Source organism: Mycobacterium sp. Root135 (assembly GCF_001426545.1).
GTDB lineage: Bacteria > Actinomycetota > Actinomycetes > Mycobacteriales > Mycobacteriaceae > Mycobacterium.
On record NZ_LMEZ01000001.1, the window covers coordinates 342,392 to 368,770 of the forward strand.

Here is a 26,379-nt window from a genome sequence, read left to right on the forward strand (position 1 = left end):
AGGGCCTATCGCGGATTCTCTTTGAGCCACGCCGCCAGCTTCTCGATGCCGTCCACGATGCTGATCGACGGGTTCATCTCCGCGCCGTGCAGCGAGACGTATCGCTGTGCGACGACCGCCGGCAGTGTGGCGGTGACGGGGTCCGAGGCGAGAAACTGCTTCTTGTCGTCGAGTCGGTCACCGGGGAAGCGGTCGCGTGCGAGATCTCCGAGGACGACGATCTGTGGGTTGCGTTCGACCACCGAGGTCCAGGTGACGGCGGACCAGTCGTCGTCGACGTCGGAGAACACGTTCTTCACGCCGACGGTTTCGGCGAGCACCTGTGGTGCGCCGACGCCCCCGGCCATGTATGGGGTCTTGGTGTCGGCGAACCAGAACGCCACCGTTCGGTCCGATCGTTGGATCGTGGCGGTCGCCGCGTCGACGCGCTGTTTGAGCTCGCCGACGAGCTTCTCACCCCGGCTGGGCACGTCGAAGATCGCGGCCAACTCGGTGATCTCCTGATACAGGGAATCGATCGTGAGCGGCTTGGTGCGCTTGCCGCCGCCGTTGATCGACTGGTTGCCGTCGCAGTCTGTAGGGGACAGGTAGGTCGGAATCCCGGTCTCCGCGAAGCGGGCGCGGGTCGCGACGCCGCCCTGCTCCTTGAGGTGACGCCCGAACGACGCCGTGACGAAGTCGGGATTGGTCCCCATGACCGCCGCGTAGGTCGGGGCATTGTCTGCCAGCCGGGGGACCCGCGAGTTCGCCTCCGCGAGGTTCGGCCGCACGGGGTCGGTCCACGAGGCGGTGCCAACCAGCCGGTCGGCCAGCCCGAGCGACAGCATCAACTCCGTCGACCCCTGATCCAGAGAGACCACCCGTGACGGCGCGGCGTCGAAAGTCTCTGCTATTCCACAGTTCTCAATGGTCAGCGGGTACGTGGTCTTGCCGTCACCCGCCCCGGTCGGAGACGCCATCTCGACCTTCTCCGACGCGCCGCACGCCGTGGCGGCGGTGACGGTGAGCAGCGCGACGGCACAGCAACGGAGCGCGCGACTTCGCAACGACACGGTATCCCCTGGATCAACTCGAAGCGGACCGCGGCAACGGCCCGCATTGAAGGAAGCCTTACCTTACCTGTCGTGTGTGGCGGGGTTTCTACGGCCGCTGCAGGTGGATCGCGTCAGTGCATCGTGATGATCAGCTTGCCGCCCCGTGGTAAGTGGTTCAGTTCCAGTTCGGTCAGCGCCGGGATCGCGTCTTCGAGCGGGACGGTGCGGGCGATCGGCACCTGATACGCGCTGGGCAGGGTGCTTCTGACGAACTTGGTAGCCGACGGGACCACGTCGACGCCGACCTACTGCGGACCGCGCTCCTGCAGGGAATCCGCGACGCCCCGAACGTCTCCGAACCCCTGGCGGTCGTGCTGCGTGTCCTGGTGGAATTCGTTTGGGAAGGCTTGGGGCCGAGAGACTCTCAGCGACGACGCGACGCCATGATCACGTCGAACCCGGAGCTGCTCGAGCGCGAGCTGAACAAGCAACAGCAGATGTCCGACGCGTTCGGCGAAACCCCACGGCAGCGCGGAGTCGAGCCACACGCGGCCGAACTCGCTGCGCGGGTGGGGATTCAGGTGTTCCAGACGGCCTATCGGCGGTGGCTGGCCGCCGACGACGACACCGATTTGGCGGCCATCGTGGACGCGTCGACGTCGACGTTGGCGGCGATCATGCCCGCCGTCACCCGACGGACTTCACGCCTGCCGTCGAGATGACGAATCCGCGGCCGTGCGCCGCCGTGCAGGTCATTCCGGTCCGTTCGGAGAGGCACTGGAACGGTCCCAGCGACACCGTCTGGCCGTATGCCAGCGTCGGGGTGCCTTCGGCGGCGTTGCCCACGCACGATTGGCCAGAACAGGTCGTGACGGTTCCGTGGTCGTCCATCGACGCCGACTGGGCAGGCTCGAGAGTCTTGCAGTACACCGAATCGGGACCCGTCCGGCCACCCGTGTTGACCTCGCAGTCGATGCGGTGTGTCGGCGAGTAGAACGCGCAGAATGCGCCGACCTGCGGGCAAATCGGGGTGTCCGCCGCCGCGACCGGCAGCGTGGCGCCGACGCTGGCGGCCACCGTCAGTGCGGCGGTGGCGAGCCATCGTAGGGAGCGGCGGCGGCGAACGGCGGGCTGTGGCACGGGTACACAATGTCAGATGCGGTGCCGCTTTGCTGACGTATCGCCGCGGTTGCGGGGGAGACGTCAACTAGCTTGCGGGACATGCTCGAGGGGCCTACCCGAACTCGACGACGATCTTGCCGAAGGCGCCGCGATCGAGGTGGTCGAGTGCCGCGTGCAGCTCGGTCAGTGGGTAGCGGGTGTCGATCGCCGGAGTGAGCCCGGTTCGGTCGACGGCGTCGACCAGTCGGGTGAGGGCGCGGCGATGGCCGGTGGCGATGCCGTGGATGGTGATGTCCTTGAGCATCAACGGCATCACCGGAGCGGACACTTCGAAGCCGTCGAGTGCTCCGATCTGGTAGACGTGACCGCCGACCGCGGTGACCCGAATCGCTTGCCCGAGGTGCGAACCGCCGACGAGTTCCATCACGTGATCGGCGCCGTGATCGCCGGTGGCGGCCAGTACGGCCTCGACCCAGTCCTCTCGTCGACGGTCGACGCCGTGATCGGCGCCAAGGGCCAGGGCGCGTTCGAGCTTGTCCGCGCTCCCGGAGACGATCACGCGCGCACCATGCAGCTTGGCGATCTGAATGCCGAACAACGCCACACCGCCGGTGCCCTCCACCAGCACCGTCTCGCCGGGCCGCACGTGGCCACGCTCGGCCAGCGCGAACCATGCCGTCAGCCCGGCGCAGGGCAGCGTCGCCGCCTCGGCGTCGCCGAGGGTTCTCGGCGCCGGGACCAGCCATTCCTGGGGGACTGCGACGTACTCCGCGAGTACACCGGGGTAGAAGCCGCCGAGGGTGCGGTACGCCGGGGTGCGGGCATCGCCTGGGCGCAGTCCGTCCACCCAGTCCGGGGTGAACGTCGAGATGACGCGGTCCCCTTCGTCGAACCGAGCGACGTTGTCTCCCAGGGCGACAACGGTGCCTGCCAGGTCGGAGCCGGGCGTGAAGGGGAACGCGAGTGGAAGATCTCTGCCGTTCTCCACCACCATCTTGTCGCGGTAGTTCAGTGCGACGGCTGCCACTCGTAGCAGCACCTCGCCGCGGCCCGGTTGCGGGACGGGCACCTCCCTCAGCGTCAGTTGGTCGCGACCGATGGCGTCCATTTCCCGGCGCCTCATCTGCGTCATCCAGACTCCTTGTTGCCGATCCCCCTGCCGTTCGGAATGGGCGGCGGAACCGATCTATTCCCGACTCCACGATGTTGGCGTCGGGAGGCCGGTCGGCTCAGCGTCCACGTGGCGGTCGGTTAGCGTGGATCCGGGGTTGCATCGACGAAGGGAGCCGCCGTGGTCGCCGAGCCGTTCGAGGTCACCGTGACCGACGCCGAGATCGAAGACCTGCGTGACCGGTTGCGGCGGACGCGGTGGCCCGAGCCCGAGCCGGTGGACGACTGGTCACAAGGCTTGCCGCTGGCGTACGCCCAAGAGCTCTGCCGCACCTGGGCCGAAGACTACGACTTCGGATTCGTCAAGCGGCTCAACGCCTTTCCTCAGTTCCGCGACACCGTCGACGGGCTGGGAATCCACTTCGTGCACGTCCGCTCGCCGGAGCGAGATGCGTTCCCGCTCGTGCTTACGCATGGGTGGCCCGGTTCGGTACTCGAGTTCCTGGACATTCTAGGCCCGCTGACCGACCCTCGGGCGCACGGCGGGGACCCGGCCGATGCGTTCCACGTGGTCGCCCCGTCTCTGCCCGGTTACGGGTGGAGTGACAAGCCGTCGACGACGGGGTGGGGCGTCGAGCGCACCGCGCGGGCGTGGGACGCGTTGATGGTGTCGCTGGGCTATGAGCGCTACGGCGCGCAGGGCGGTGACTGGGGTTCTGCGGTGTCCGGCGCACTGGGGGAGGTGGCGCCGGAGCGGGTCGCCGCGGTGCACCTCAACATGGCGGCCGCGCCGCAGGGTACCTTCGACGACCCGACGCCTGCGGAACAAGCAAATCTCGCCGCCGTCAAGGAGTTTCAGCGCACCGGCCGGGGATACTCGGGGCAGCAGTCGACGCGACCGCAGACGCTCGGTTACGGCCTCACCGACTCACCGGCCGGCCAAGCCGCCTGGATCGCTGAGAAGTTCTGGGCGTGGACGGACAACGACGGGCACCCCGAGGACGCGGTGACGCGGCAACAGATCCTCGACGAAATCTCGACCTACTGGTTCACCGCGTCGGCCACGTCCTCGGCACGCCTGTACTGGGAGAGCTTCACCAGCTTCCGGGGCATGGTGACCGCGCCGTCCGGTCTGTCGATCTACCCCTACGACCTCGCGCGCCCCTCGCGACGGGAGGCCGAGCTGCGGTTCACCGACCTGCGGTGGTTCGAGGAGATGCCACGCGGCGGCCACTTCGCTGCGCTGGAGCAGCCGGAGTCGTTGGTCGAGCAGGTGCGCGGGTTCTTCCGACTCTTCCGCTGACCGTCAGCACTGTGGGGCGACCACGTTTTACCGCGTGCCGAGCTGGGAACAGCTGTCGCCATGGCACTTCGCGTCGCAGTGACCGGGCCGACCGGTGAGATTGGGATATCGACGATCGAGGCGCTCGAGGCCAATCCCGACGTCACACACATCGTCGGAATGGCCCGGCGGCCCTTCGATCCGGCCGAACGCGGGTGGACGAAGACCGTGTACCGCCAAGGCGACGTCTTGGACAGGGATGCGGTCGACGCGTTGGTCGCCGACGTCGACGTGGTCGTGCACCTCGCCTTCGTCATCATGGGCACGCGGGAGGAAAGCGCCAAGGTCAACCTGGCTGGGACTCGCAACGTCTTCGAGGCCACCGTCGCCGGTGGGCCGCGCCGCCTCGTCTACACCTCGTCGGTGGCCGCGTACGGCTACCACCCCGACAACCCGGTGCCCATCACCGAGAACGTACCGACGCGCGGCACGCCCGAGCACTACTACTCCGAGCAGAAGGCCGCGTGCGAGGAGGTGCTCGCCGAGGCCACCGCTGGCTCCTCGCTGGAGGTGTACGTGCTGCGGCCCTGCATCGTCGCCGGCCCCAAGGCCCCCGCCCTGGCCGAGGCCCTTCCGTGGAACCGCCTGCCCGGGGCGGTGCGTCGCCTCACGCAGGCCGTGCCCGTGCTGAAACCGCTGATGCCGGACCCCGGCACACCGGTCCAGTTGGTGCACCACGACGACGTCGCCTCGGCGATTGCCTTGGCGGTGACCACCACGACTGCGCCGCCCGGGGCATACAACATCGCCGGCGACGGACTGCTGACGTTCTCCGACGTCGGCCGGGCACTGGGGGCCCGGCCGATCAAGGTGCCGCGCGCCGCGGCGGTCGTCACGTCGGAGGTGTTGGCGCGCTTGCCGTTCGTGCCGTCGGCGCTGGAGTGGTTGCACGCGGGGCGCGCCTCGACGGTGATGGACACCAGCAAGGCCAAGGATCAGCTCGGGTGGCAGCCGCTGCATACCGCTGCGGAGACCCTGGCCGCGTTGGCCGGTGCCGTCGACTGACTCCATGGGAAGCCGTGACGCTGCGCAAAGGCGTTGCAGTGGAGCGGGTTCCGCTTCGGTCGCTAAGCGGGCGTCGAATTCTGCGTTGTCTCGGTGAACGCCACCACCGGAATGCACCTGCCGCCGGCCATCTTCTCGTAGTCGGCGTAGTTCGGCACGAACTGCTTGGCGAGGCCGAACAACCGGTCTCGTTCCGCACCGGTCGTCTCCTCGGCGACGAAGGTGCCCGTGTAGCCGCGTGCCGTCAGCGTGACCCGGGGATGCGCCTTCACGTTGTGGTACCAGGAGGGGTGGTGCTCGCCGCCGTAGTTGGAGGCGATCGTGATGACCCGGCCGCGGTCGGTGAAGTACGTCAGCGGCGTACTGCGCTGCTTGCCCGTCTTCGCGCCGGTATGGGTGAGCAGTACCTCGGGGAGTACCAGGGACATCGACACATGACCGTTGGTCAGCTTGATGACGGCACGGTCGACGCGCCAGCCGTAGCGCTTGAGGAATCGGCGGGCGGCGTCGGTGCTCATCAGCTTGGCGCCTGCCTTGAACAACGGCGACGGCGCCGTGGGTTCGACCTCGGGGATGCCCATGGTTGGCGACGGTATCTCAGGGGCGGCGGGCCGCGCATGCTTCGCCGAATTGCTGCTGCGCCCGGCCTTTCCCTTGGCACGGTAGGTTGCAGGGGAGTGGTGGAGGGGTGGCGGGGATGTCCGTAGAGATTCGTGACACCGGCGCCTCACAGCGCCACCATCGTGGGCGTGCCTCACCTGCGCAGGTGGACGCCGCCATTCGTGGGGTTGGTCTCTCGTCAGCCTTTCAGCCGATCGTGGCGCTGCCCGACGGGGCGGTCGTGGGCTTCGAAGCGTTGGCTCGGTGGCCCGAGTCGACTGGCTTGGGTCCAGAGGTGGTGTTCGCTCGGGCCGCGGCCCTCAACCGCGTCGACGAGCTCGACCGTTTGTGCATCGACACCGCCATCACCGGGGCCTTGGCACAAGGACTGACTCGAAAGTCGTTGCTGTGCATCAACTGTGAGCCCTCGAGCACGATGGTCGACCGGGCGCAGAACGAGGTGCTCAAGCGCGGGCGCGCCGAATTGCAGTTGATGTTCGAACTGACCGAGCGGAGCCTGCTCGCCCGTCCCCGCGCGCTGCTGGAGAAGGTCGCCGCGCTACGCGCCGACGGCTTCGGGATCGCGCTGGACGACGTAGGCGCACATCCAGACTCGCTGGCACTACTGGACGTGATTGCGCCCGACGTGGTGAAGCTGGACATGGGGTTGGTTCAGTCGCAACCGGACGACGCGCAGGCGCGAACACTGTCGGCCGTCCTGGCACACCACGAGCGCAGCGGGGCGCTGATTCTGGCGGAGGGCATCGAAACCGACGACCATCTGGAACAGGCGTTGGCCGTCGGGGCGACGCTCGGGCAGGGGTACAAGTTCGGGCGCCCTGGTGCGATGGCCCACTATCCCGTCGGTGCAGGTTGGTCGCTTCCCACCCGACCGCCTGGGCGTGGGCTCGCGTCGGGCTCACCGTTCGACCTGGTTCGAGATCGGGCGACGATCCGCACTGCCAGGAAGCTGACGCTGACGGCGTTCTCCCGCCACATCGAAAGCCAGGCCCACGACGCGACCGACCCGCCGATTCTGTTGACGGCGTTGCAGCATGCCAAGCACTTCACCGGGCGTACCCGTCACGCATACCGCGAACTTGCCGCCCGCTCGTCGATGGTCGCGGTGTTCGGAGCGAACATGCCCGCTGACTTTGGATCCGGTGTCCGCGGGATAGCGCTGGAGCCGACGGACGCCCTGGCCATGGAATGGACCGTGTTGGCGTTGGGACCCCACATGGCGGTCGCGCTGATCGCCCGCGAACACCATGGCAACGACGAGACCGGCCGTGACGAAGATCGCCGCTTCGACTTCGTCATCACCTACGACCGTGCCATCGTGGCCGCGGCCGCGTGCAACATGTTGGCGAGAGTGTCCTAGCCCGGCGGTGTGGCCAACGAGAGCACGGCTCGAACGAAAGTACCCGGTCGGTTCGCGGCCCCTCGGGTGCCAGACCTCGCTAGGTTCGTCGATTGTCGAGAATGACCTTGCCGACCGTGCGCTTGGATTCCACCAGTTGGTGGGCGCGCGCCGCCTCCGCGATGGGGACGACGGTGTCGACGACGACGCGGACCGCGCCGGTGGCGAACATGGGCAGGACGTCGCGGGTCACTCCGGCGATGATGTCGGCCTTCTGATGCAGGGGACGGGCGCGAAGCATCGTCGCGGAGACGCTGGCGCGCTTGGACATCAGGTAGCCGATGTCGAGACGGGCGGGGCTGGTCGTACCGCCGATGATCACCAGATGCCCGTCGGCGGCAAGACATTCGAGGTTTCGCACGAAGTAGTCCGTGCCCACCACGTCCAGGATGGCGTCGACGCCACGGCCGCCCGTGGCCTCCATGGTGGCGGCGACGAAGTCGTGGTCGTGATAGTTGATCGCGGTCGTCGCGCCCAAGTCGAGGCCCGCCTGCACCTTGGCGTCGCTGCCGGCCGTGGTGATGACGTGTGCCCCGATGGCCGTCGCCCATTGAATGGCGAAGGTGCCGATGCCACCGCCAGCGCCGTGGATCAGCACCGTCTGACCCTTGGTCAGTCCGGCGATCATGGCAAGGTTCGAGTAGACGGTGGCCGCCACTTCTGGAATGGCGGCCGCCTCGATCATGCTGAGGCCGTGCGGAATTGGCATGACTTGTGCTGCCGGAACGGCAACTTCGTCGGCGTAACCTCCGCCGTCGAGCAACGCGCACACCTGGTCGCCTACCGACCAGGTCGTCACGTCCGATCCGACCTCGCTGATCGTGCCTGCGCACTCCAGGCCCAACGGCCGCGGAGCCCAGGACGGCACGGGGTAGTGCCCGCGGCGCTGCAACAGGTCGGCGTTGTTCACCCCGGCCGCCGCCACGTCGACGACCACCTCGTGGTCGCGGGGCCGCAACTTCTCGACCGAACGCCAGCGCAGTACCTCCGGCGGGCCAGGCTCGTCGAACAGGACCGCCGAGCTCATCGCGCCGTCGCCCAGCGGGCGATGCTCTGTGCGTAGAGCGGCGTCTCGACCGCGCAATGCCGGCCCGAAGCGTCCTGCCGGGCTTCGGCTGCCTCGCCGAAGGTTTGCCCCTGCTCGGCGATGAACTTCAGGAACGCCTCGGTGGGGTGAGAAGTCACCGTGTTGGTGTAGCGGCACCGGTCGCCGTCGATCTGCTCCATGCGCAGTTCCCAGATGACCTGCGTCGTCGTCCATCCGGCCGGGGTGAGGATGTCGGAGATCGACACCATCTTGCAGTAGTGGGCTTCGGCCACTTCGAACCGGTATTGCTGCACCACCAATCCAGTGCCGATCATCTCGACGTTGATCGACATCGGGGTGCCGTCGTCGTCGACCGTGTAGCCGGCCGCCTTGTGATCGCCCGGTGCGCAGCGCTGATATTCATGCGTCGGTAGGGTTTTCAGCCACTGGGCGATGTCGACGCGATCGAACGGTGCCTCCACCTCAGCGGTGATCTCCGCATGGGAGAGAACCAGGTCGTCGCGAACTGCGGTGCTCATGTGCTGCTCCTGTCGTAGCTTCTGGGCCTTGGCCCTTCGGTTTCGACAAGCTTGTCTGCGACGCGGTCGTGCCGACAATGGCGCTGACATGACCTTCCGGGTGGTGCTAGCCGTAACTCGCGGTGTCGGCGACGAACGCGGCGCTCGTCGGCGAGCCCTTCATGAACCCTGGGGCAAGTGTGGACGGGGCGTGGGCGAACGAGAGGCTGCGCCCCAGGTGTTGACACGGTGACGTAGCGCCAGCTCTCACACTGTTGCGCCAGCTCTCACACTGTTGCGCGGCCAAGAAGATCTGTGCCACACCAATTTTGCTGGTCGAGTTGATTGAGCATGGCCATCTCGGCCGCACCCGGATTGCGCCGAACGCCGACGAGTACGGGCTCGGTGAGAGTGGGCGACAGCGGCCAGGCAAGTTCTTCGAAGCCCTCGGGGATGGCCGAGGCCGGGACCACGGTGACACCCAACCCCTGCGCCACGAGCCGCACCGCAGTGGAAATCTGTGACGCCCGAGCCACCGTGTGCGGGCTCAGTCCCGCGGCGGCGAGCAGGCGGGCTAGGTAATCGTCGAGAAGGCTGGTGTGCCGGAATCGGACCCACCCCTCCTGGGCCAGGTCTTCCAGGCGCAGCGCGGCTCCGCTCAAGAGTCGTGGGTGTCCCTTCGGCACGACGGCGACGTAGGTTTCCTCGCCTAGAGGGTGAGAGTCGAAGGCGCACCCGGCGGGGATGCGGTGCACGAGGACCATGTCGAGCGTTCCCTGGCGGAGCAGCCGCTCCATGTCGGCGGGATCGGGCTCTTCGTGGAGAGTCACCTGCAGCTTCGGGTGGCGTTTGCGCAACTGCCCCAAGGCTTGCGGCAGTTGGCGCGCTCCGAGGCCCATGTGGACGGCAATGATGAGTTCGCCTGCCAGTTCCCCGCTGGCGGCCCGGGCGGCCGTGATGGCACGCCGGGAAGCGGTCGTCGCGATCTTCGCCTCCGCGAGGAAAGCCCGCCCGGCCACCGTCACGGTGACCCCGCTCGGCGTGCGGGTGAACAGCTGCACGCCGAGATGCTTCTCCAAGGTGCCGATCTGCTGGGACAGCGAGGGCTGAGTGACCCGTAGGCGTTCTGCCGCCGCGGTCATGGAGCCCTCGTCGGCGACGGCGAGGGCGTACTCGTACTGGCGCAGGTTCACGTGAATCCACCTTGGCTGGCATAGGGAATGTCAATGCCAAGTATGCATTGCCACTATTTGTCTCTATGTCTGACGGGGTCCTACCGTGGAACACGGCCATGGAGCACACCTGTGACGCCGGGCGTCAAAAGCATGGTCAGCCAACGCAATAGGACCGAACTTCTCGGTCTCGATTGAAGGAGAAAGCATGCGTCTCGCAAACAAGGTTGCCCTCGTCACCGGCGGCAGCACGGGCCTCGGTCTGGCCATAGCTCAAAGGTTTGCAATCGAAGGTGCGCACGTCTTCATCACGGGCCGACGGCAGGAAGTCCTAGACGCCGCGACAGCGTCGATCGAGGGACGGGTCACCGCAATCGCCTCGGACGTGACGGTTCAGGACGATCTCGTCTCGGTCGTCGACGTCATCAGTCAGGAGAGCGGGCACCTCGACGTGGTCGTCGCAAATGCAGGGAGCATCGAGCGCTCGAATCTCGAGGACGTCACCGAGGAACACTTCGACCGCACCTTTGGCGTCAACGCCCGCGGCACCTTGTTCACCGTACAAAAGGTGCTGCCGCTTCTACGAACGGGCGGTTCGATCGTCTTGCTGGGCTCCATCGCAGCAGTGAAGGGAGCCCCCGGGTCAGGGTCGTACAGCGCCGCGAAGGCCGCCGTGCGCTCCTACGCCCGCACGTGGGCGGCCGAGTTTGGCGACCGCGGGCTTCGAATCAACGTGCTCAGTCCCGGTCCGATCGACACCCTCATCATCGATGGGCAGGCCGAGTACTTTGGCCTAGATCCGGCGGCCCTGCGAACCCACATGAGCACGCTCGTCCCGATGGGCCGTCTCGGGCTTCCCGAGGAGATCGCCAACGGTGCCCTGTTCCTCGCCTCGGACGAGAGCAGTTTCATGACCGGTGCCGAACTGTCCATCGACGGCGGTATGGCTCAGGTCTAAACAGCTTGGCGCGCAATGAAACGTAGCCCGAGACGGACCCTCCCGAGGTCAGTCAACCTCGTTGGCGTCACCGGGATGGGGCACGTTGTCTTCGTCGACGTAGGCCCCGTGTTCGGTGTCGACTCCTTCATGATCGCGTGGACCTTCATTGGATCCGGCGGTCTCGACGGCATCCGCGGCGTCACTGGGCATCGTCATGTGGTGTCCTCCTTGTCGACCCGCGGGTACGTCCCGGCGGCGCGTGTCGGAGTGCGAATGCCCCGTCTTGGATGCGCCGAACCACGTGAGCGCCGCCGGGGTGGAAACGTCAGGGCTGGTCGTTGTTCTTGTACTCACCCCAGCCGTGGACGCGGTCGACGTCGACGAGGGCGGTCACCCGAACCCGGTCTCGCCGAGGGTAGGGCTTGCCCTGGTAGTGCTGCGACACCGCGTCGATGTCGACCATGCCCTCGTCGTCGTAGATGTCGACCACGCGGCCGATGAGGGTGATGTGGGTGTACCAACTGGCTTCGTCGAGAACCGTGAGTGAAACTCGCGGGTCCTTGCGCATGTGTCCCAAGCGCTTTCGGCCGATGTCCATGTTGACCAGGATCTGGTCGTCCCGCAGCAGGTACCACGTCGCGGCCGAGACCGGCTGCCCGTCGCTGCGAATGGTGCTGATGACCGCGGGGTTGGGTTTGGCCAGCATGGCCCGTTCGGCGTCGGTCAATGTCGTCGATGGCATCGTGGTGTTCTCCCTAGCTCAGGTTTTCGTTGACTTCCCTTGACGCCGTGCTCAAAGCCGAAGCAGGCGCTTGGCGTTCTCATACCCAATCTCGTGACGGTCGGCTTCGGAGATTCCGCACGACTCGAACCACTCGGACGCCTCGGCCATGTCTTCATAGGGGTAGTCGACGGAGAACATGATCCGGTCGGCACCCATGGTGTCCATCGCGCGTCGGGCGACCTCGAGGCGGCTCACGAGCTTGGGCCGTCGCGGAAAGCCAGACGTGCTCACACGAGCCGAGCGTCGCGTCGCCGCGGCCCAAGGGCTGAGCAACCGGGAGATCGCCGTGGCGTGCTTCGTCACCGTCCGCACGGTTGAAACCCAGCTGACAAGCGTCTACCGAAAACTCGGAGTTCGCTCGCGCAGCCAGCTGTCGGTGCGGCTGCCCGCCGATCCGCACAGCCGAATCGCCTGGGTGCGAGAGCGGATTCGTCCACCCGAGGTCACCCGAGCCGCCGCGTTCGCCACCGAGACAAGTCCTCGTCCAGCACCGCGGGATCGCGCTCGGGAAACACCTCGCCGGTCATCTCCAGATGCCGGATGCGGTCGAGGTGGAATCCGCGGATGCCGTGGCGCAGCCGACACCATCCCACGAACATCCACGAATCACCCCCGCGCAGCAGACCCATCGCTTCCACGTCACGGGTGGTGTGGGTCTGGCCGTCCTCGGATGCGTACTCCAACCGCACGATCCGGCGCGCGGCGATCGCCTCGGGAATCAGCGAGACCGCCGCCTCCGACGGTGACGGGGAGTCGATGACGAACATCGACGCCAACGCCTCGTCGACCGGCGCCAGTTGGTCCTCGCGGCTGATCGCGAGGACCTTCGCCCTCGCCCGCCGCGCCGCCGCACCGTAGGGCGAGTTCTCCAGCAAGCCAAGCCCCGCGAGCACCGCCAGCGACTCCGGCACCGTGAGGTTCAGCGGCGGCAGCGAGTGTTCGCGCAGAATCGAATACCCGCCGGTGGCACCGTAATCCGCGTAAATCGGAACCCCGGCGAGCTGGAGCGACTGAACGTCACGTTCGATCGTGCGCTTCGACACCTCGAACTCCTCGGAGAGCCGAGCGGCCGACCACGGCCGGCGTGCTCCGCGCAGCAGATCCACCAGCGCATACAGCCGCTCGGCTCTCCTCATGACTGTGAGTCTCCCCGGTCTCAGGTGCGATGCGTACGCGTCCCGGTCGTTGACCAGACTTCGCGGATCAACCCGTCGTCGGTGAAGTCGAAGACGTCGATCCCACCCGCGGCCATCGCCCCGTCGCGCACGTTCCACAGCATGCGCCCGTGCGCACCGTCGACGGCCCGCTCGACCTCACTGAACACCACGTCCGGATGCAGCTCGCGATACCGATCCAGGAACCGGCCGAAGCTGTCCGCGCCCAGCACGTCGTCGCCGGGGTTCGACCCGTCCGCCTCGGAAATCAGGAAGTGAATACGGAAGTCCTCGCTGCAGATTCGACGCGCGATCTCGTGGTCCCCGTTCCACATCTCCAACCACACCGCGAGTGCCGCATCCGCGGTAGCCGAACTCGTCTCCATCGTCTTCGTGTCTTCGTTCATGACGTCAGCGTCGGACACCGTCGCGACAACGGTATGTCGGTGTTCGCGTCGCAAGCGATCAGTGCGCTTGACCGGTGCTTGCCGAGGTGCCACCGTCCACGGCCAACCAGGCACCCGTGACGTACGCCGCGTCGTCGCTGGCGAGGAAGAGGACGGCAGGCGCGATGTCAGCTGGTTGTCCCGGGCGCCCGAGCGCGATCCGGTTGACGGCGGCCGCCAAGGCCTTCTCGTCGTCCTCGACGTCCTTGGTGAGGTCGGTGATCGTCAGCGCCGGCGCCACGGCGTTGAAGCGCACGCCGCGGGGACCGTAGTCCAGGGCCAGCGACTGGACGAAGTTCATGATCGCGGCCTTGGTGGCGTTGTAGGCGGCCTGTCCCCAGTCTCCCCGCAACCCGGACACCGACCCGACCACGACGACGTTCCCGCCGGACTTCTCGAGCTCGCCGACGCAGTGACGAACGACGTGGACGAATCCGTCGATGTTGGTGCTGCGGATCGCTTCCCACTGGTCGAGTGACATGTCGCCGAAGGGACCGTTGAAGTAGGCCGCGGCGTTGTTGACGAGGACGTCGAGGCCGCCGAACCGCTCGACGACCGCGTCGACCATCGCCTTCGCCGACGCGTCGTCGGTGACGTCCGCCTCGATCGCAAGTGCGCGTTCTTCGGGACGGCCTTGGAGGACGGCCTCGAGCTTGTCGCGTCGCCGCCCGCTGATCGCCACGTTCGCGCCGTTGTCCAGGAACGCTTCGGCAATTGCGCGGCCGATTCCGGAACCGCCGCCGGTGACCAAGACCGTCTTTCCCGTAAAGGCGTAATCGTTCACCGTCATGGTCATCTCCTACCCGTAGACTTCGCACTTGAACGTACTCCCGGGATTCGGACCACTCCGTGGTCGCCCCACCCCCCCGCAAATCGACGTCGACCGACCACCTGCGCCACGGCCGGCGTTCTCATCATCGTCGATAGACGGCGTGAATCACGGCCTTGGCGAACGTCGCAAAACCGTTGTGGCGCACGATAACCAACGTGAATGACTCGATCGGCGCCGTACCCTTCCTGAACCGACGACACCCCGTATAGCTTTTCTCGAATGGGTTCATCAGCCGGGCGAGCCTCGTGACCGAACAGTCCGTGACGTCCGCTTCGCCGCAACTGGCCGAGCCTCCGGCGCCGAGTCGGACACCGTGGTACGTCAGTTCTGCTCCACCTCGTCAGCGGTTCAGGGTCATCGTCGTCGAAACCGTCGCGAGCTTGGTGGCGCTCGCCATCGTGGGGGCGCTGACGCTCTTCACCCATGATCCCTGGTTGATCCCGCCCTTTGCGGCGAGCATGGCATTGGTCGTCGGCGGCGCACACTTCCCACTTGCGCAGCCCCGCAACGTCATCGGCGGACACGTGGCGTCGGCGACCGTCGGCGTGCTCGTCGGTTTGATCGGCATCGATGCGCTCTGGGCCGGTGCGCTCGCCGGAGCGTTGGCTCTCGGCGCGATGAAGCTCCTACGGATGTCGCACTCCCCGGCTGCCGCCACCGCGATGATCGCGGTCGCCCCGATCATCCCCCGATGGGAGTTCGTCGTTCTGGTCGGGTCCGCGGCGGTGATCCTGGTTGCAGTGGGGTTGGTGGGCAACAAGGTCAACGGGGTGAACTACCCCCACTACTGGTGGTGACGGCGGGGGAGCGGCGCGTGCCCTAGGCCCGAGCTACGACGATGCGGCCGAACGGCGTCGACGCCACCCGATCGAGGACGAAGCCGGCCGCCTCTGCCTCGGCGGCCAAATCCTCGGCCGACCGTGCGAACGGCACGCCCCAGCCGGTGAAGACAAGCCGCCGCAATGCGAACGCATCCCGCTCGACCCCGGACTCCGGCAGTCGCTCCAATTCCTGCATGAAGAGCTTTGCCCCTGGCTTGAGCGCACGTCGAATGGCTGCGAGCGTGTGAGGCCGTGAGTCCGCCGGGAAGAAGGGCTGTGCCCAGAACGCCGCGTCGAACTCGTCTTCTGCGCCGAGATCGCGCGCGTCGATGCACCGGATGTCCACCCGGTCGGCCACGCCGAGGGCATCTGCCCGGCGAGCGCCCTCGGCTGCCACGGCTGGCACCAATTCGATTCCGACGGCCCGCATTCCGGGCAACGTCTGCGCAGTCGAGAGCACGAAACTGCCTACCCCACAGCCGACGTCGAGGTAGCTGCCGCCGACGAGCGCGTCGCGGAAGTCGGGAAGCGCGTCCAACAGCTGACCGAACATGGCCCGCGCGGTCGCGGACGGGTGCAGCCCGTATGCGTTGGCGACGGTGAGCGCATCGTCCGGGCCCGACGACACGCCGTGGACCGCGTCGACCACGAGCCGACTCATCATCTGCGCCTCGTCGAGCAGGTTGTCCAAGGAGAAAGGGGCGTCATCGGAGAGCAGCGCGGCGTACTCCGGGGTCAGCGTCGCCCCCCGATCGGTGAGCTGGACGACGCCGGTGGATTCCAACGCGGCCAACACGTCTCGGAGTCGATCGGTGGGAAGCAAGGTGAACTTGGCCAACTCGTCCAGGTCCCTCGGCTCGGCGAGGTAGGTCGTCCACTTTCGTTCGTGCACTGCCGTCAGCAAGGCGAGCGCCTGTGCGCCCGCCGACCACGTCTTCACCTGATTCAGTTGCATGACTAGGAGACGTTCGTGTGCCACGGTTCCATTCGGGGTGGGACGAAATCGTGGTGACCGTCACACCCACGAGCCGTGGCGACGTTCTGGCTCACATGGGACGGCAGGTTCTGAGGTAACTCAGGAACGAGGCTTGGAGGCCGGTGACGTGCGTTTCGTGCAGGAGTTCGCGGGTGACCGCTTCGCCGCGTGCGATGAGCTGGTGAAGGACGGTGGCCGTGTTCCTGGCGAGGCTTTGGTAGACGGCCAGGTCGCCGAGAAGCTCGCGGTCGTTGAAGGTCACGTGAAGTTTGGCGGGACGCCGGTCATCGCCCAACTCGTCGAGCTGGGCGAAGATCTGACTGTCGTCGGCGACGACGCCGGGGCTGCCGGCTCCGATGCTCTCGAAGAGCGTGGTGCCGACGAGCCAGGCGTAGAGGCTGAAGAGTCCGCCGTAGGAGTAGCCGAAAAGACCGTGACCGCTCGTGGCGGTGCCGTAGTCGTGGGCGATCCGCGGGTGCAGTTCGGCGGTCAGGAAGCTCAGGAACGCGTCGGCGTGGGTGTCGCGTAGCTCGGCCAGGTAGGCGTCGGCTTCCGCGCGTGTTCTCGCGCCCGTCTCCACCCCCGTCTGCACGGCGTCGACGAGCTCCTTGGCGATCGGCTCGCCGGGTGGGACGAAGTCTCTGTTGCGCAACCGATCCCAGTCCTGTGCTTCGTCGCCCGCATAGCCGACGCTGACTTGGAGGTAGGGCTGGATCCGTTGCATGGGGTCCATCTGGGTGACGATGAGGGGAGCCGTCAGGCCGACGGCCCAGTTCCCGTCGAGCACGTACACGACAGGCGTTTCCGCCGTGGCGCCGTTGTAGCCCGGTGGCGTGGTGACCCAGATGCCGTAGTGACGACCGCCGCTGGAACGCATCTCGAAGTAGTCGGTGTCGGCGAGGCAGCCCTGCCACATGGAGCTCATCGAAGATCCTTCACGGCTTGTCCATTGGGAATTGATTATCCAATGGATAAACTACCTGAATGATCACGTCAAGTGTGGAACGCGGGAGCGATGCGCGGGACCGCCTCTTGGTTCGGCTTCTCGACGCCTTCGAGGGGGACCTTCCCTCGCCGGAGACGTCGTTGCGCGAGGTTGCCGCCCGTACCGAGACCAGCCACGCCCTACTGCGATACCACTTCGGCTCCCTCTCGGGCGTCTTGGCGGCCATGCTCGTGGTGCAGCGGTCCCGCGACAACGAGACGCTCGTCAAGGACGCGCAGCAGAGCACCTTCGACGACTTCGTCGTGGCGATCTGGCGGGCGTACACCCGCCCGGAGCAGCTGGCGCGCGCCCGCGGCTTCTTTCACGTCGTGGGCTTGGCCGCCTACAGCCCAACGGACTTCGGCGATTTCGTCGACTCGCTCGACGACCTGACCACGACGCTGGCGTCGCTGGCAGAACGCGAAGGACGCGACACCGAGGACGCGTTGAGCTTGGCGGCCGTCACCGTTGCCGCGATTCGTGGACTGCTCCTGCAGCGAGTCCTGACTCCAGCGGCCCACACTCAGGACGCGATCGGCTTGATCCTGCGCATGGCCAGAGGCTGACGCGAGAACGGGGAGTCGTCACCGTCTACTGATCCCGCCAAGCAAGCACCGCCTTCAGCGACGCAAGGTCGTAACCGTTGGCTGCGGTGAGTTCGGTCTGGAACAACGTCACTCCTGCCTCCCGGAAGGCATTGGCGCTGTCGGCGTCTTCCCACAGCGTCGAGCGTTCGATGTCGGCGCCGTCGCGGCCGAACGTCGCTGCCAGCTCGTCGACGCGGTCACTGGACTTGCGGAAGGCGTCGAGGGTCGTGAATGCGTGCCAGATGTCGGCATGCCGGGCAACGGCGGGCAGTGAGCGTTTCGGGCCCGTCCCGCCGATGAGGATCGGCAGCTTGCGCACGGGTGGGGGGTTCAGTGCGGCGAGCCGGTTCTCGATGCGGATCAGGCTCTCGTCGAACAGGTCGAAGCGGGAGCCAAAGGTGCCGAAGTCGTAACCGTAAGTGGTGTAGTCCTTTTCGTACCACCCCGCGCCGAGGCCGAGGATGAGCCGGCCGCCGCTGATGTGGTCGACGGTGCGCGCCATGTCGGCGAGCAGGTCCGCGTTGCGGTAACCAACGCCGGTGACGAGGAGCCCGATGTCGGCGTGTGAGGTGATCTCGCCCCACGAGGCAAGCGCGGTCCAGCCTTCGAAGTTGGCGACGTCAGGCTGCTCGTCGAACATGACCGGCTTGCCGTCCACGATTCCCTTCATCGCCGGGAGGTGGAAGTGGTCGTAGCCGAAGATCACGTCGACGCCGAGGTCGTCGGCGGCCAGGACGGCTTCGCGCCACGTGCGGTAATCGGGCGTGCCGCCGGGCTGGATCTGCACGGCAACGCGGACGGGACGGGTCATGGAAGCTCCTGAGTCAGGGAAGGACGACTCTTGAGACCAAGCTCACTCGGCGCGGAGTTTATTCCGCCTCAGCCCAGGATCGCCCGCGCTGCCCGTTCCGCGATCAGCATGACTGGAGCGTTCGTGTTCCCGGAGGTGATGGTGGGCATCGCCGACGCGTCGGCCACTCGAAGGCCGGCTACGCGGTACACGCGACAGTCGGTGTCGAGCACCGTGGCGGGCGACTTCGGTACGCCGCGTGTGTCGAAGGCTCCCATCGCGCAGGTGCCCACCGGATGAAAGATGGTGGTACCAAGCTCACGGGCCGCCTGCTGGAGGTCGTCGTCGCTCACCAGGTCCGGGCCGGGAAGTAGTTCTTCTGGGCGGTAGCGCGCCAGGGTGGGCGCCGCCATGATCTGCCGCGTCATCCGAAGGCCGCGTACGGCGAGCTCGCGATCGGCGTCGGTGGACAGGTAGTTGCAGGAGATCTTGGGGTAGGTCAACGGATCTGCACCGGCTATCCGCACATGACCCCGGGAGCTGGGTCGCAGATTGCACACCGAGGGAGTGATCGCTCCAAACGTATGCAGTGGTTCGCCAAACTTGGCCAAGGACAACGGCTGTACGTGCCATTCCAGATTGGGACTGGCCAGCGCGGGATCGCTCTTGGCGAAGGCTCCCAGGGTGGAGGGCGGCATGGTCATGGGTCCCGAGCGCAGCAACAGGTACTGAAGTCCCATGCCTGCGCGGGTGATCCAGTTCCGGTACAGCGTGTTGACGGTCCGGGCCCCTCGCACCCGGTAGACCGTCCGCAGCTGCAGGTGGTCCTGGAGGTTCTCACCCACACCGGGAAGGTCGACTGACACCGGCACCTGATGCTGGGTGAGCAGCCCGGCCGGGCCCAGACCCGAGGCCTGCATGAGCTGCGGCGACCCGATCGCTCCGGCGCTCAGGATCACCTCCCGGCGGGCCTGGACGTCGACCATCTGGCCGTCTTTGAGGAGCCGCACACCGGTGGCGCGATGCCGGGCGGTGGTCCACGCGCCGCGACGCTGATCGTCCTGCACCTGGTCGTCCATCAGGAGCTTCACGGCCTGGGTGTGGGTGTAGACGGTGAGATTTGGTCGCTTGGCGACGGGGTGAAGAAAGGAATCGGCCATCGACCAGCGCCGGCCGCGCCGTTGGTTGACGTGAAAGTACGCGCTGCCTGCGTTGTCTCCGCGGTTGAACTCCTCGATCGGGTTGATGCCCATCTGGGCCGCGGCGGCCTGCCAGGCGTCGAGGATCTTCCAGCGCACCCGCGGCCGCTCGACGGCGATCTCCCCACCGGCGCCGTGCCACTCGTCGGCGCCGCCGAAGTAGTCCTCCAACTCCTTGTAGATCGCCAAGGTGTCGCCGGCACCGTCCCGGCCGCCCCAGAGCCACCGGTCGTCACCGGTGGCCCGAGCCCAGAGTTCGTAATCGGAGGCTTGTCCGCGCATGTGGATCATGGCGTTGATCGACGAGCTGCCGCCGATCACGCGGCCCCGCGCGTAGTGAATGCTGCGGCCGGCCAGACCGGGGTCGGCCTCGGTCGCGAAGCACCAGTCTGTGCGTGGGTTGGCGATCGTGTACAGGTAGCCCACCGGGACCTTGATCCAGAACCAGTCGTCCTTGCCGCCGGCCTCGATCAAGAGCACACGGTGATCGGGGTTGGCGCTGAGACGGTTGGCGAGCAGGCAGCCCGCACTGCCTGCTCCGACTATGACGAAGTCGAACTCGGTGGCGGGGCTCATTCCGGAAATCGTTCCTCCATGGCGTCGACGGCGAACCCCCAGTGTGCGCGAGACCCGCACGAGGCGTTCCGTCGTATCCTCGGTTGACGGTGATGGCTTCGAAGGGAGCAGCGATATGAGCGTGGCCTGGGTGGCGTTGACGCCCGTCGTAGCGTGGCTGGGATATTTCAGCTGGCGACTCATCCGTCGACGTCGTTACTGGGACGACGACCGGGTCGCCGAGCGACGCCGTCGCGCCCTTGCCGACCCGCGAGTCGATCTCAGCGCGGGGCACGGTGGCCAATCAAGCATTCCAGGGGCTTCCGGGGCGCTCAACGGGTGATGCGACGACCGCATCGCGTGGTGGTCCTCGTGCTCGACGGAGCGCTCCCGTTGGACGTCGGGATTCCGGCGGAGGTGTTCCATCCGGAGACGGGGTTCGGGTACGAGGTGTCGCTCTGTGGGGTCACCGCCGGAACGGTGCCGTCGCACGGGGCCTTCGGCTTCGCGGTCCCGCGGGGCTTGGACGCACTGGCCGACGCGGACACGATCGTCGTCCCGGGGTACGCCCCGGCGGGTCGGCCGATACCGGTCGAGGCGCGAGAAGCGCTCCGGAGCGCCGCAGCGCGCGGGACACGCGTCGCGTCGATCTGCTACGGCGCTTTCGCCCTTGCGGACGCCGGTCTGCTCGACGGCCTGCGCGCGACGACGCACTGGGATGCGGCAGAGAAGTTCGCGGCGCGGTATCCGGAGATCACGGTCGAGCCGAATGTGCTCTTCGTCGATGAGGGATCCATCCTCACGTCGGCGGGGGCTGCCGCCGGTCTCGACCTGTGTCTGCACCTCGTTCGGTGCGACCTCGGCATGGTCGCGGCGAACGAGATCGCCCGAGGACTCGTCACCGCGCCCTACCGGACCGGGGGTCAGGCCCAGTACCTGCCGAAGGCCAACTCGGCATCGCACGGCGAAAGCCTTGCCGCGACACGCGAATGGGCCATGACGCGGCTCGACCAGCAGCTCACGATCGCCGGACTAGCGGCGCACGCGCGGATGTCGCCCCGAACGTTCCTGCGCCGCTTTGCCGAAGAGACCGGCAGCACTCCGCTGCAGTGGATCCTCCGGGCGCGGGTGGACACCGCCCGCGAACTCTTGGAGAGCACGAGGCTGTCGGTCGACCGCGTCGCCGAGCAGGTCGGCCTGGGCACTGGATCGAATCTCCGACTGCACTTCCGCCGGCTGCTGGACGTGTCCCCCTCGGAGTACCGCGCCACCTTCTCCGGGCGGAACTGACCGCTACGAGATGCGTTGGGGGAGTGCCACGGTGTCACCGGCCACGTCGATGGCGACCTTCCCGCGGAGCGCATACGACCGCCTGTTCTCCAGGATCTCGTGCGCCTCGCCCATGCGAGCGAGCGGAAGAGTCGCCCCGATGACCGGCTTCACCAGACCGCGCTCGACGAGCGTGGTGAGGGCGTCCAGCTTTCCTCGGTTCTGCCGTGTGAAGACGAAGTGGTAGGCGGCGTTCTTGCCCCACGCCTCGATGAGGTTTTGCGGCTGCGCGATGTCGACGATGCTGACGACGCGCCCGAAGTCGGCCAGTGTCAACGGACTTCGGGTGAGCGCGTCGCCGCCGATCGTGTCGAAGACGACGTCGACGCCCTTGCCCTGCGTCAATTCGACGACGGCGTCGACGTAGTCCCTCGACGTGAAGTCGATCGCCGCATCGGCTCCGAGTGAGCGTACGAACTCGTGCTCGCTGGCCTTCGCGGTGGTGATCACCCGGGCGCCGATCGCCGCGGCGATTTGGATCGCGATCGTGCCGACACCGCCCGCGCCGCCATGGATGAGAATCGTCTCCCCCACGGCGAGTTGAGCTCGCGTCACCAGTGCCTCCCAGACCGTTCCTCCGACGAGAGTCAGGCTCGCCGCCTCCAGATGGCTGACGTTCTCCGGTTTCCGGCCGACGAGCTCGACGTTGGCGACGTGTTGCTCGGCGTAAGAGCCTGGGCCGCCGAAGATTTGGGGCGTGTAATACACCGCATCGCCGACCTGGAATTCACTTACATGGGATCCGACTTCCTCTATCACCCCGGAGATGTCGTGGCCGATGATCGCCGGGAGGGGCACCAGATCTGCATAGTCGCCCCGACGGATCTGGTAGTCGAGCGGGTTGACGGCGGTCGCATGGACGCGCACCCGTACCTGGCGGGGGTCGACGGACGGTACGGGGACGTTCCGCAGCTCGAAGGCGTCGACCCCGCCGAATCGTTCGAGCACAACGGCTTTCATCAGTTCGGGCATGTCGGTGGTCCTCGTCGTTGTTCTGGGGGTGCGCCGGGGCGGGCAGCTCTCTCAGTGTCGCGAGTGAGATCCACGGTTTCTAGTGGCGAGAATGCCGATATTCGAAAGGATAGTGACACGGCTGTCGTGCAGGGCTCGGGTTCGCAACGGTCGACTTCGGTTCGCCCGCGAATCGCTGCGATAGCCCCGGAGGCGTTACATGTAACATGGCTCCATGGCGGTGAGGGACAGGGTCGGCGAGTATCGACGACGGATGCGCGAGCGTGGCCTCCGGCCACTGCAAGTCTGGGTGCCCGACGTGCGAACTGAAACCTTCGCAGCCGAGGCGCACAGGCAGGCCTCTCTGGTGGGGGCAGCGGACGACGACAGCGAGGATCAAGACTTCGTCGAGTCGATCTCGACGCCATGGGACGAGGAGTGAACCGAGGGGAGATCTGGACCGTAGCGGGGGGCGTTTATGCGGCGAAGCCGCGTCCAGCGGTGATCGTTCAGGACGACCTCTTCGATGCCACGAGTTCAGTGATCGTCGCTCCGATGACCAGCACGCTCCTGGATGCGCCGTTAATGCGTATTCGCATTGCTGGCGGAAGTGGCCGGTTGTCAGGTCTCGACCATGACAGTGACGTGATGATCGACAAGCTCACGACGGTGAGAAGGTCGAACGTCCGCGACCGAGTTGGCCGGTTGACGGCCGAGCAAGTCGTGGAGGTCGAGCGGGCAATGATGGCATTCCTCGGCCTGGCTAGTTAGGTGAAGCCCGTCATAAACCGTTGTTGCATAACCATTTTGGTCAGATCGCCGAACCAATGACCCCAGATGTCACATCTTCGATCCGCGTCGTGTCTTCGCTTGGCTGCGCTTCGCGGTCGGCCGGGCGATTCCGTTGACGACGATCGTGAGTAGACCTTCTGTTTCCAGAGGATCTCGGGCGGTTTCGGTGGCCATGGCGATTGCGTTGAGAAGTGTTGTCACATCAGCCAGTTTCACCTCGGGGCGAACCGCGCCCTCGTCGATCGCCCTGGTCAACAGCGCGGTGCCGATTGCCTCAACCGGAGCCTGGCACGCGGCCACGAATCCAGAATCCTCGCGACCGGAGGAAAAGGCTGCTGCCAGGCCGTGCTTGGCCCGGACGTGGTCGACGTAGGCGCGCAGCCACGTGTCGAGTGCCTGTGCTGCGTGGGGTTCGGTCAGTAACTCCTCGCCCACGGCGCACAACGCCTGCACCTCGGTCACGCACACCGCGACGAGCAGATCCCGGCGGTCGGGGAAGTGCCGGTAGAGCGTCGCGTTGCTGACCCCGGCGCGCCGGGCGATTGCATCCAGGGGCGCGCCAGGCCCGTCAACGGCGAACATCTCGTCGGCGGCGGCGAGGAGTGCCTCATAGCTTCGACGGCCGTCGGCCCGCAACGGTGGATGGACCAGATGGTCGAGCGCGGAACGCGAAGGGGTGGTCGGTGGTCGTCGTGACACGGGCCCTCCGAGCGGCTTGATAAACGGGGAACTCCGGAGTTATGGTACGACGACTGCTAAGCGGGGAATTCCCCGGATGTCGGACCGGCGGTAATGGGGACGAACGAGGAACGGAGCGCTGCGATGTTCAAGGTGCTGAGCTACCTGGTCAAGCGCGACGGGATGAACGTCGAAGACTTCGTCGAGTATTACGAAAACCACCACGTGCCACTAATTTTGAGTCTGGCTCCGGTTCCGATCGTCTACAAGCGCCACTACCTTCACCACGGCGACGCGGTCAACGCGGGCGACGAGACGATCGACTTCGACGTGGTCACCGAGATCGCGTTTCCCGACCGTGCGGCGTTCGAATCCTGGTCCGATGCTGTCGGAACCGGGGACAACGGCGATCTGGTGGCCGCTGACGAGGCGAGGTTCCTCGACCGTTCACGCACGCGGGCCTGCGTGGTCCACGACCACGTCACCGCGGGGTGACGACTTCAGTATCGGAGTACGTTCGAATTCGTGGATGGTGACCAACGAGTCCAGAACTTCGTCCTCGGTGACGTCGAGGTCATCCGTGCCGTCGAGTGGCACGAACCGTTCTTGCCGCCGAGTGAATTTCTCCCAGATGTGGCCGCCGAGGTGTGGACGGCCAACGCGGACTGGTTGACGCCGGAATATTGGCAGCCCGACGTCGACCGGATGGTCATCGCGCTGCAGACGTGGGTGCTTCGAAGTGGCGGCCGCACCATCGTGGTCGACACGGGTGCGGGTAACCGGCGTGAGCGGCCGGGAATGGCGCCCTGGTTCGACCAACGCGAAAGCGATCTCTTGGCGTTGCTCGCCGACGCCGGTGTTCAACCGCGCGACGTCGACGTCGTCGTCAACACGCATCTTCACGTTGACCACGTCGGCGGCAATACCGTGGACGCAGACGGTCAGTGGGTTCCCGCATTCCCCAACGCCCAGTATCTGATTCCCGCCGCTGACGACGCCCACTATGGCCCAGGAAATGCGAGCGGAGAGGGGTTGGGGGAGGTCGACCGCTTGGTCTACGAGGACAGCGTCGCCCCGATCCACGAGGCGGGGCAGGCCGTGCTGTGGGACGGGCACTACACCGTCGACGAACACCTCACCTTGGAATCGGCACCCGGCCATACTCCCGGAACATCGGTTGTCAGGCTTGCGTCTGGCGGCGACCGCGCCGTTTTCGCCGGAGATCTGTTGCACAGCCCGGTTCAGATCCTCGACTCCTGTTGCAACAGCGCCTTCTGCCATTCGCCCCAGCAAGCGACTGCGAGTCGCCGCCGCATACTGGGACGGGCCGCCGACGAACACGAACTGCTCTGCCCGGGGCACTTCGGCGCACTGGAAGTCCAACGGAGCGACGGCGGCTTCGCCCTCGGCCAGTGGGCAGCCTCGAGCCCGGGGTCGGGCAGAACCGACTAAGCGCCTGCGTTTCGGGCCGTCACGGCGGCAGCAGTCGTCTGAGCAGTGGACGGCGCCATGGCATCGTCGTCCACTGCCTCTGGCTGGGCGTCGGACACGGATAGATCCTTGATCTTTTGCGCTGCCAGCACCTCGACGAGTAGCGCCTGGTCGTACGTCGCCTCGGCGGCTTCGGCGCGCTTTCGCGCCCCTTCTGCTTCGCGCTGAGCCTTGCTTCGCGCTTTGCGCAACGTTTCCCGTTGTTCAGCCGACGTCTTGATCGCACGCTTGAGTTCGGCCTGCTGGTCGACTGCCGCTTGCAGCGCGGCTTCGTCGGCGCTCCGCTGGTCGGCATTGTCCTCGAGCCGTTGCAGCACGAGGGAAAGTTGATTCTCGGCCCGGGCCGCTGCCTCTTGGGCGGCCTGCCAGTTGCCGCGTGGCTCGTCCAAGGCGGTGTGGTCGACCTCCAGGTCGGCGCTGGCCTCGGCGGTCGCGGGATCGGACAGGTTCCGTGCGTCTGCAGTAGTGATGATTCGCTCTTTTCTTCGTCGGGGCTCTCCCGCTCCGGGCGCGGGGAGTGTCGATCTCGTCGAGAGACGAACCGATGTGAAGGGGGTTCCCCTTATTCGGCAGCGCAACCGCATTGGTCCCCACCGGCGGGCGGCTCATGGGGCTCTGGCGGTACCCGTACTACGAGGATCTCCTCAGCGGCGGGTACAGCGCATAACTTGGCAATGGTCAGCCGCCCGTCGGTTGATGCGCAGGACCGAAGACGCAAC

General features: G+C 66.6%; 33 protein-coding genes and 1 pseudogene. 13 read left to right on the plus strand and 21 right to left on the minus strand.

The genetic code is table 11. The features are described from left to right. Positions 1-5: 5 nt before the first annotated feature. Both ASD37_RS01690 and ASD37_RS31285 read right to left on the minus strand, forming a co-directional pair. On the minus strand, positions 6-1,052 hold the full coding sequence (locus ASD37_RS01690; RefSeq protein ID WP_056547119.1) for an ABC transporter substrate-binding protein: 1,047 nt from the start codon (positions 1,050-1,052) through the stop codon (positions 6-8). Positions 1,053-1,165: 113 nt separating this feature from the next. After that, a complete protein-coding gene (locus ASD37_RS31285; protein ID WP_200959734.1) occupies positions 1,166-1,327 on the minus strand; it encodes a hypothetical protein in 162 nt (53 codons plus the stop codon). 78 nt (positions 1,328-1,405) lie between these two features. On the opposite strand from ASD37_RS31285, the gene ASD37_RS01695 reads away from it, so the two are divergent. Next, positions 1,406-1,756 carry a hypothetical protein gene (locus ASD37_RS01695; RefSeq protein ID WP_255354786.1) on the plus strand — a complete coding sequence of 117 codons (351 nt, stop codon included), beginning with the start codon at positions 1,406-1,408 and terminating at the stop codon, positions 1,754-1,756. Here ASD37_RS01695 and ASD37_RS01700 read toward each other — a convergent pair. Continuing rightward, positions 1,722-2,174: a DUF6636 domain-containing protein gene (locus ASD37_RS01700; protein WP_082569895.1), complete on the minus strand. Its 453-nt coding sequence runs from the start codon at positions 2,172-2,174 to the stop codon at positions 1,722-1,724. The two genes, ASD37_RS01695 and ASD37_RS01700, sit on opposite strands and share 35 nt — an antisense overlap. A gap of 94 nt (positions 2,175-2,268) precedes the next feature. After that, positions 2,269-3,288: an NAD(P)-dependent alcohol dehydrogenase gene (locus ASD37_RS01705; protein ID WP_235567946.1), complete on the minus strand. Its 1,020-nt coding sequence runs from the start codon at positions 3,286-3,288 to the stop codon at positions 2,269-2,271. 159 nt (positions 3,289-3,447) lie between these two features. On the opposite strand from ASD37_RS01705, the gene ASD37_RS01710 reads away from it, so the two are divergent. Both ASD37_RS01710 and ASD37_RS01715 read left to right on the plus strand, forming a co-directional pair. After that, positions 3,448-4,569, plus strand: coding sequence for an epoxide hydrolase family protein (locus ASD37_RS01710; RefSeq protein ID WP_056547131.1), 1,122 nt, complete (start codon positions 3,448-3,450; stop codon positions 4,567-4,569). 60 nt (positions 4,570-4,629) lie between these two features. Further along, the gene (locus tag ASD37_RS01715; RefSeq protein WP_056547133.1) at positions 4,630-5,613 is read left to right on the plus strand and encodes an NAD-dependent epimerase/dehydratase family protein; all 984 of its coding nucleotides are present in this window, start codon (positions 4,630-4,632) and stop codon (positions 5,611-5,613) included. A gap of 62 nt (positions 5,614-5,675) precedes the next feature. Here the strand turns inward: ASD37_RS01715 and ASD37_RS01720 are convergent, their stop codons facing one another. Then, positions 5,676-6,194 carry a nitroreductase family deazaflavin-dependent oxidoreductase gene (locus ASD37_RS01720; protein ID WP_056547136.1) on the minus strand — a complete coding sequence of 173 codons (519 nt, stop codon included), beginning with the start codon at positions 6,192-6,194 and terminating at the stop codon, positions 5,676-5,678. A gap of 116 nt (positions 6,195-6,310) precedes the next feature. Between ASD37_RS01720 and ASD37_RS01725 the strand changes: the two genes are divergently transcribed. Continuing rightward, entirely contained in the window at positions 6,311-7,594 is a 1,284-nt protein-coding gene (locus tag ASD37_RS01725; protein ID WP_082569896.1) for an EAL domain-containing protein, read from the plus strand. 79 nt (positions 7,595-7,673) lie between these two features. Here ASD37_RS01725 and ASD37_RS01730 read toward each other — a convergent pair whose 3' ends face one another. The 3 genes from ASD37_RS01730 to ASD37_RS01740 form a co-directional block, all read right to left on the minus strand. After that, positions 7,674-8,660: an NAD(P)H-quinone oxidoreductase gene (locus tag ASD37_RS01730; RefSeq protein WP_056547142.1), complete on the minus strand. Its 987-nt coding sequence runs from the start codon at positions 8,658-8,660 to the stop codon at positions 7,674-7,676. Continuing rightward, entirely contained in the window at positions 8,657-9,199 is a 543-nt protein-coding gene (locus ASD37_RS01735; protein ID WP_056547147.1) for a hypothetical protein, read from the minus strand. Before ASD37_RS01735 ends, ASD37_RS01730 begins: the two co-directional genes overlap by 4 nt. Before the next feature lie 266 nt (positions 9,200-9,465). Beyond that, complete coding sequence (locus tag ASD37_RS01740; protein WP_056547150.1) at positions 9,466-10,371, minus strand: LysR family transcriptional regulator; 906 nt, start codon at positions 10,369-10,371, stop codon at positions 9,466-9,468. Positions 10,372-10,558: 187 nt separating this feature from the next. Here ASD37_RS01740 and ASD37_RS01745 point away from each other — a divergent pair, with 187 nt between their 5' ends. After that, entirely contained in the window at positions 10,559-11,308 is a 750-nt protein-coding gene (locus tag ASD37_RS01745; protein WP_056547153.1) for an SDR family NAD(P)-dependent oxidoreductase, read from the plus strand. A gap of 48 nt (positions 11,309-11,356) precedes the next feature. Here the strand turns inward: ASD37_RS01745 and ASD37_RS31915 are convergent, their stop codons facing one another. From ASD37_RS31915 to ASD37_RS32095, 3 genes are all read right to left on the minus strand, one after another. Next, positions 11,357-11,506, minus strand: a complete 150-nt coding sequence (locus ASD37_RS31915) for a hypothetical protein (protein WP_200959735.1) — start codon at positions 11,504-11,506, stop codon at positions 11,357-11,359. A gap of 109 nt (positions 11,507-11,615) precedes the next feature. Next, positions 11,616-12,032, minus strand: a complete 417-nt coding sequence (locus tag ASD37_RS01750) for a PPOX class F420-dependent oxidoreductase (protein ID WP_056547156.1) — start codon at positions 12,030-12,032, stop codon at positions 11,616-11,618. A gap of 51 nt (positions 12,033-12,083) precedes the next feature. Then, positions 12,084-12,305 carry an amidohydrolase family protein gene (locus ASD37_RS32095; protein WP_235567995.1) on the minus strand — a complete coding sequence of 74 codons (222 nt, stop codon included), beginning with the start codon at positions 12,303-12,305 and terminating at the stop codon, positions 12,084-12,086. Between ASD37_RS32095 and ASD37_RS30765 the strand changes: the two are divergent. Continuing rightward, a pseudogene (locus ASD37_RS30765) lies at positions 12,229-12,390 on the plus strand (hypothetical protein); the annotation flags it as partial. The gene ASD37_RS32095 and the pseudogene ASD37_RS30765 overlap by 77 nt on opposite strands. A gap of 127 nt (positions 12,391-12,517) precedes the next feature. Here ASD37_RS30765 and ASD37_RS01760 read toward each other — a convergent pair. From ASD37_RS01760 to ASD37_RS01770, 3 genes are read right to left on the minus strand one after another with little or no spacing between them, the layout of a single operon-like run. Then, complete coding sequence (locus ASD37_RS01760; protein WP_056547162.1) at positions 12,518-13,210, minus strand: YafY family protein; 693 nt, start codon at positions 13,208-13,210, stop codon at positions 12,518-12,520. A gap of 20 nt (positions 13,211-13,230) precedes the next feature. Further along, positions 13,231-13,635, minus strand: coding sequence for a nuclear transport factor 2 family protein (locus ASD37_RS01765; protein WP_056549644.1), 405 nt, complete (start codon positions 13,633-13,635; stop codon positions 13,231-13,233). Positions 13,636-13,693: 58 nt separating this feature from the next. Beyond that, on the minus strand, positions 13,694-14,464 hold the full coding sequence (locus tag ASD37_RS01770; RefSeq protein WP_056549646.1) for an SDR family NAD(P)-dependent oxidoreductase: 771 nt from the start codon (positions 14,462-14,464) through the stop codon (positions 13,694-13,696). 287 nt (positions 14,465-14,751) lie between these two features. Between ASD37_RS01770 and ASD37_RS01775 the strand changes: the two genes are divergently transcribed. Continuing rightward, positions 14,752-15,303: an HPP family protein gene (locus ASD37_RS01775; protein ID WP_235567947.1), complete on the plus strand. Its 552-nt coding sequence runs from the start codon at positions 14,752-14,754 to the stop codon at positions 15,301-15,303. A 22-nt stretch (positions 15,304-15,325) separates the two neighbouring features. On the opposite strand, the gene ASD37_RS01780 is transcribed toward ASD37_RS01775, so the two are convergent. Together ASD37_RS01780 and ASD37_RS01785 are read right to left on the minus strand one after the other, a co-directional pair. Then, entirely contained in the window at positions 15,326-16,282 is a 957-nt protein-coding gene (locus ASD37_RS01780) for a cyclopropane-fatty-acyl-phospholipid synthase family protein (RefSeq protein ID WP_056547165.1), read from the minus strand. A gap of 91 nt (positions 16,283-16,373) precedes the next feature. Further along, a complete protein-coding gene (locus ASD37_RS01785) occupies positions 16,374-17,228 on the minus strand; it encodes an alpha/beta hydrolase (RefSeq protein ID WP_056547168.1) in 855 nt (284 codons plus the stop codon). Positions 17,229-17,287: 59 nt separating this feature from the next. Between ASD37_RS01785 and ASD37_RS01790 the strand changes: the two genes are divergently transcribed. Next, positions 17,288-17,854 carry a TetR/AcrR family transcriptional regulator gene (locus ASD37_RS01790; protein WP_056547171.1) on the plus strand — a complete coding sequence of 189 codons (567 nt, stop codon included), beginning with the start codon at positions 17,288-17,290 and terminating at the stop codon, positions 17,852-17,854. Positions 17,855-17,879: 25 nt separating this feature from the next. Here the strand turns inward: ASD37_RS01790 and ASD37_RS01795 are convergent, their stop codons facing one another. Both ASD37_RS01795 and ASD37_RS01800 read right to left on the minus strand, forming a co-directional pair. Next, positions 17,880-18,686: an LLM class F420-dependent oxidoreductase gene (locus ASD37_RS01795; protein ID WP_056547174.1), complete on the minus strand. Its 807-nt coding sequence runs from the start codon at positions 18,684-18,686 to the stop codon at positions 17,880-17,882. 68 nt (positions 18,687-18,754) lie between these two features. After that, a complete protein-coding gene (locus ASD37_RS01800) occupies positions 18,755-20,440 on the minus strand; it encodes a GMC family oxidoreductase (RefSeq protein WP_056547177.1) in 1,686 nt (561 codons plus the stop codon). A 321-nt stretch (positions 20,441-20,761) separates the two neighbouring features. Between ASD37_RS01800 and ASD37_RS01805 the strand changes: the two genes are divergently transcribed. Continuing rightward, entirely contained in the window at positions 20,762-21,709 is a 948-nt protein-coding gene (locus ASD37_RS01805; RefSeq protein ID WP_056549650.1) for a GlxA family transcriptional regulator, read from the plus strand. Positions 21,710-21,712: 3 nt separating this feature from the next. On the opposite strand, the gene ASD37_RS01810 is transcribed toward ASD37_RS01805, so the two are convergent. Beyond that, complete coding sequence (locus tag ASD37_RS01810; RefSeq protein WP_056547180.1) at positions 21,713-22,720, minus strand: zinc-dependent alcohol dehydrogenase family protein; 1,008 nt, start codon at positions 22,718-22,720, stop codon at positions 21,713-21,715. 214 nt (positions 22,721-22,934) lie between these two features. Here ASD37_RS01810 and ASD37_RS01815 point away from each other — a divergent pair, with 214 nt between their 5' ends. Both ASD37_RS01815 and ASD37_RS01820 read left to right on the plus strand, forming a co-directional pair. After that, positions 22,935-23,141 carry an antitoxin MazE-like protein gene (locus ASD37_RS01815; protein WP_056547183.1) on the plus strand — a complete coding sequence of 69 codons (207 nt, stop codon included), beginning with the start codon at positions 22,935-22,937 and terminating at the stop codon, positions 23,139-23,141. Further along, on the plus strand, positions 23,138-23,470 hold the full coding sequence (locus ASD37_RS01820) for a type II toxin-antitoxin system PemK/MazF family toxin (RefSeq protein ID WP_056547188.1): 333 nt from the start codon (positions 23,138-23,140) through the stop codon (positions 23,468-23,470). The genes ASD37_RS01815 and ASD37_RS01820 overlap by 4 nt, the downstream gene beginning before the upstream one ends. Positions 23,471-23,539: 69 nt before the next feature. On the opposite strand, the gene ASD37_RS01825 is transcribed toward ASD37_RS01820, so the two are convergent. Continuing rightward, positions 23,540-24,190, minus strand: a complete 651-nt coding sequence (locus ASD37_RS01825; RefSeq protein WP_156720684.1) for a TetR/AcrR family transcriptional regulator — start codon at positions 24,188-24,190, stop codon at positions 23,540-23,542. 123 nt (positions 24,191-24,313) lie between these two features. Here ASD37_RS01825 and ASD37_RS01830 point away from each other — a divergent pair, with 123 nt between their 5' ends. After that, positions 24,314-24,664 (plus strand): EthD domain-containing protein, encoded by a 351-nt coding sequence (locus tag ASD37_RS01830; RefSeq protein ID WP_056547194.1) that lies wholly within the window; start codon positions 24,314-24,316, stop codon positions 24,662-24,664. A 30-nt stretch (positions 24,665-24,694) separates the two neighbouring features. Continuing rightward, positions 24,695-25,621 (plus strand): MBL fold metallo-hydrolase, encoded by a 927-nt coding sequence (locus ASD37_RS01835; protein WP_056547197.1) that lies wholly within the window; start codon positions 24,695-24,697, stop codon positions 25,619-25,621. Here the strand turns inward: ASD37_RS01835 and ASD37_RS01840 are convergent. Continuing rightward, entirely contained in the window at positions 25,618-26,049 is a 432-nt protein-coding gene (locus ASD37_RS01840; protein WP_056547200.1) for a hypothetical protein, read from the minus strand. The genes ASD37_RS01835 and ASD37_RS01840 overlap by 4 nt on opposite strands. Positions 26,050-26,379: the final 330 nt, after the last annotated feature.

Bases quoted from the DNA above. Each gene is read 5' to 3' on its own strand.
- ASD37_RS01705 (WP_235567946.1), bottom strand. From the start codon at position 3,288: ATGACGCAGATGAGGCGCCGGGAAATGGACGCCATCGGTCGCGACCAA.
- ASD37_RS01715 (WP_056547133.1), top strand. From the start codon at position 4,630: ATGGCACTTCGCGTCGCAGTGACCGGGCCGACCGGTGAGATTGGGATA.
- ASD37_RS01720 (WP_056547136.1), bottom strand. From the start codon at position 6,194: ATGGGCATCCCCGAGGTCGAACCCACGGCGCCGTCGCCGTTGTTCAAG.
- ASD37_RS01725 (WP_082569896.1), top strand. From the start codon at position 6,311: ATGTCCGTAGAGATTCGTGACACCGGCGCCTCACAGCGCCACCATCGT.
- ASD37_RS01730 (WP_056547142.1), bottom strand. From the start codon at position 8,660: ATGAGCTCGGCGGTCCTGTTCGACGAGCCTGGCCCGCCGGAGGTACTG.
- ASD37_RS01735 (WP_056547147.1), bottom strand. From the start codon at position 9,199: ATGAGCACCGCAGTTCGCGACGACCTGGTTCTCTCCCATGCGGAGATC.
- ASD37_RS01745 (WP_056547153.1), top strand. From the start codon at position 10,559: ATGCGTCTCGCAAACAAGGTTGCCCTCGTCACCGGCGGCAGCACGGGC.
- ASD37_RS31915 (WP_200959735.1), bottom strand. From the start codon at position 11,506: ATGACGATGCCCAGTGACGCCGCGGATGCCGTCGAGACCGCCGGATCC.
- ASD37_RS01750 (WP_056547156.1), bottom strand. From the start codon at position 12,032: ATGCCATCGACGACATTGACCGACGCCGAACGGGCCATGCTGGCCAAA.
- ASD37_RS01760 (WP_056547162.1), bottom strand. From the start codon at position 13,210: ATGAGGAGAGCCGAGCGGCTGTATGCGCTGGTGGATCTGCTGCGCGGA.
- ASD37_RS01765 (WP_056549644.1), bottom strand. From the start codon at position 13,635: ATGAACGAAGACACGAAGACGATGGAGACGAGTTCGGCTACCGCGGAT.
- ASD37_RS01770 (WP_056549646.1), bottom strand. From the start codon at position 14,464: ATGACGGTGAACGATTACGCCTTTACGGGAAAGACGGTCTTGGTCACC.
- ASD37_RS01780 (WP_056547165.1), bottom strand. From the start codon at position 16,282: ATGCAACTGAATCAGGTGAAGACGTGGTCGGCGGGCGCACAGGCGCTC.
- ASD37_RS01785 (WP_056547168.1), bottom strand. From the start codon at position 17,228: ATGAGCTCCATGTGGCAGGGCTGCCTCGCCGACACCGACTACTTCGAG.
- ASD37_RS01790 (WP_056547171.1), top strand. From the start codon at position 17,288: ATGATCACGTCAAGTGTGGAACGCGGGAGCGATGCGCGGGACCGCCTC.
- ASD37_RS01795 (WP_056547174.1), bottom strand. From the start codon at position 18,686: ATGACCCGTCCCGTCCGCGTTGCCGTGCAGATCCAGCCCGGCGGCACG.
- ASD37_RS01800 (WP_056547177.1), bottom strand. From the start codon at position 20,440: ATGAGCCCCGCCACCGAGTTCGACTTCGTCATAGTCGGAGCAGGCAGT.
- ASD37_RS01805 (WP_056549650.1), top strand. From the start codon at position 20,762: ATGCGACGACCGCATCGCGTGGTGGTCCTCGTGCTCGACGGAGCGCTC.
- ASD37_RS01810 (WP_056547180.1), bottom strand. From the start codon at position 22,720: ATGCCCGAACTGATGAAAGCCGTTGTGCTCGAACGATTCGGCGGGGTC.
- ASD37_RS01815 (WP_056547183.1), top strand. From the start codon at position 22,935: ATGGCGGTGAGGGACAGGGTCGGCGAGTATCGACGACGGATGCGCGAG.
- ASD37_RS01830 (WP_056547194.1), top strand. From the start codon at position 24,314: ATGTTCAAGGTGCTGAGCTACCTGGTCAAGCGCGACGGGATGAACGTC.